The sequence below is a fragment of the Kitasatospora sp. NPDC015120 genome (assembly GCF_043080305.1).
In the GTDB taxonomy this organism is placed as follows: Bacteria; Actinomycetota; Actinomycetes; order Streptomycetales; family Streptomycetaceae; genus Kitasatospora.
This window is the reverse complement of sequence record NZ_JBIBVJ010000054.1, coordinates 1-2,978: the sequence shown is the minus strand read 5'-3', so window position 1 is coordinate 2,978 and position 2,978 is coordinate 1. Positions and strand designations below refer to the sequence as shown.

Sequence of the window (2,978 nt, the reverse complement as noted above, 5' to 3'; positions counted from 1 at the left end):
CACCACGCATGGTCGTCATGATCTGGTCCAACAAGTTCAGACCCTCGAAAGCGTCGCGGGCATAGCTGACGTCGCCCTCGTACACCTCCTGCAGGTCGTTCTCGACGTAGGAGCGCGTGAGCGCCGCACCACCGAGCAGAACCGGGAACTTCTCGGCGACTCCGCGTGCGTTGAGTTCCTGGAGGTTTTCCTTCATCACGACAGTGGACTTCACGAGCAGTCCGGACATGCCGATCACGTCGGCTTTCTTGTCCAACGCGACGTCGAGAATGGTCGCGATCGGCTGCTTGATACCGATGTTGACGACCTCGTAGCCGTTGTTGCTCAAGATGATGTCGACCAGGTTCTTGCCGATGTCGTGAACGTCGCCCTTGACGGTCGCGATCACGATGCGACCCTTGCCGTCCTCGTCGCTCGCCTCCATGTGCGGTTCGAGGAATGCCACGGCAGTCTTCATGACCTCGGCGGACTGCAGAACGAACGGCAACTGCATCTGTCCGGAACCGAACAGTTCACCGACGGTCTTCATGCCCGAGAGCAGGGTCTCGTTGATGATGGCCAGCGGGGACTTGATCGTCATCGCCTCGGTGAGGTCGTCGTCGAGGCCGTTGCGCTCGCCGTCGACGATGCGGCGTTCGAGCCGGTCGAACAACGGAAGTCCCGCCAGTTCCTGCGCACGGGACTCGCGCGCCGACGCAGCCGAGACACCCTCGAACAGAGCCATCAGCTTCTGCAGCGGGTCGTACCCCTCGCTACGACGGTCGTAGACGAGGTCGAGTGCGGTTTCACGCTGCTCGTCAGGAATTCGCGCCATCGGCAGAATCTTGGACGCGTGAACGATCGCCGTGTCCAGACCTGCCTCGGTGCACTCGTGCAGGAACACCGAGTTGAGGACCTGCCGTGCGGCCGGGTTCAAACCGAACGAGATGTTCGAGATACCCAGGGTGAAGTGGAGTTCCGGGTACGCAGCCTTGAGCTGACGGATGGCTTCGATGGTCTCGATGCCGTCGCGTCGCACCTCTTCCTGACCGGTGGAGATGGGGAAGGTCAAGGCGTCGACGATGATGTCGGACTCGGCGAGTCCCCAGTTTCCCTTGATGTCCTCGATCAGACGCTTGGCGATGGCGACCTTGGTCTCGGCTGTGCGAGCCTGGCCCTCTTCGTCGATGGTCAGGGCGACGACCGCCGCGCCGTGCTCCTTGACCAGAGTCATGATCTTGTGGAAACGCGATTCGGGGCCGGCGCCGTCTTCGTAGTTGACGGAGTTGACGGCGCAGCGGCCACCGAGGTGCTCGAGGCCGGCTTGCAGCACGGCAGGCTCGGTGGAGTCGAGCATGATCGGCAGCGTCGAGGACGTCGCCAGGCGGCTGGCAAGTTCCGACATGTCGGCGGCACCGTCGCGGCCCACGTAGTCGACGTTGAGGTCGAGCATGTGTGCGCCGTCGCGGGTCTGGTCCTTGGCGATGTCCAGGCACTTCTGGTAGTCCGCGGAGAGCATCGCCTCGCGGAAAGCCTTGGAGCCGTTGGAGTTCGTGCGTTCGCCGATCATCAGGATGCTGGCGTCCTGCTCGAACGGCACCGCCGAGTACAGCGAAGAGGTGCTCGGCTCGTGGATCGGCGTGCGCTGGGCCTTCTCGACCTGACGGACCGCGTCGGCGACCGCGCTGATGTGCTCGGGTGTCGTACCGCAGCAGCCGCCTACGAGGCCGAGTCCGAACTCGGAAACGAAACCACTGAGGGCTTCGGCCAATTCGTCGGCGGTCAGCGGGTACTCGGCGCCCTTGGGGCCGAGCTGCGGCAGGCCGGCATTGGGCATGACCGACACCGGCAGCGTGGAGTACTTGGACAGATGACGGAGATGTTCACTCATCTCGGCCGGCCCGGTGGCACAGTTCAGACCGATCATGTCGATACCGAGTGGCTCGAGGGGGTGCAATGAGATCCTCAACGACACCCGTCCCGACGTGCTCAAAGACATCCACCGTGCGTACTTCGCCGCTGGTGCCGATGCCGTCGAGACCAACACCTTCGGTTGCAACCTGCCCAACCTCGCCGACTACGACATCTCTCACCGGATCCGCGAACTCGCGGAAAAAGGCACTGCTCTCGCCCGTGAAGTAGCGGACGAGATGGGACCAGGCCGCGACGGCATGGCCCGATTCGTACTCGGCTCGATGGGACCGGGAACCAAGCTCCCCAGCCTGGGACACGCACCGTACGCAGTCCTGCGTGACGCGTACACCGAAGCTGCGCTCGGCATGATCGACGGTGGCGCCGACGCCATCCTCGTCGAAACCTGCCAGGACCTGCTTCAGGTGAAAGCTGCAATCCTCGGCAGCCAGCGTGCGATGGAGCAACTCGGACTGCGGTTGCCGATCATCACGCACGTGACGGTCGAGACAACCGGAACGATGCTCCTGGGCAGTGAGATCGGTGCGGCGCTGACGGCACTCGAGGCCGAGGAAGTCGTCCAGGGTGAGGTCCGCGGCCTGCAACATGGTGCCCATCGCTCCGTCGCCGATGACAACGCGCTGTTTCAGCGCATCAAGCAGGGCAGAGTTAAATGGGGCAGACATGCCGCCTGCCGTGGCCTTCGAGGAAACAGCGGCGATGGGATTTCTGGCCTCGAATCGGTTCAATGCACTTACCTCACGGGTTGGTTGTCGTCGACACGAGATAGTGCCGCAGACTGCACTCATCGAAAGCTCAAGGCGCAGTTCGGCAATTAGATCGTGGTCGCATGACGAAAGGAGAAAGAACGGCGGTCGGGAATCAGTGTCCGAAGCAGAACGCCTGGTCGATAGCGCGGATTGCATTGGCATTGCTCGGCAACACACACGAGGACCCCAGTGCTTCGAGAGAATGTCGAGCAACCGGGATGAACGAGGGTCCGGCCGAACACAATGATCGAAAGACAACTGGATTGAATCCGTTCTCTAGAACACCGACTTGGTGCAATGTGCCCCCATGCACATCCG

Annotated in this window: 2 protein-coding genes; one reads left to right on the top strand and one right to left on the bottom strand. The window is 62.4% G+C overall.

Translation table 11 applies throughout. The features are described from left to right. The coding region (locus ACF1AK_RS36180) for a dihydropteroate synthase (RefSeq protein WP_391503067.1) at nt 1-1,906 on the bottom strand (1,906 nt) is incomplete at its 3' end. A gap of 58 nt (nt 1,907-1,964) precedes the next feature. Here ACF1AK_RS36180 and ACF1AK_RS36175 point away from each other — a divergent pair. Next, a complete protein-coding gene (locus ACF1AK_RS36175) occupies nt 1,965-2,729 on the top strand; it encodes a homocysteine S-methyltransferase family protein (RefSeq protein ID WP_391503066.1) in 765 nt (254 codons plus the stop codon). Nucleotides 2,730-2,978: the final 249 nt, after the last annotated feature.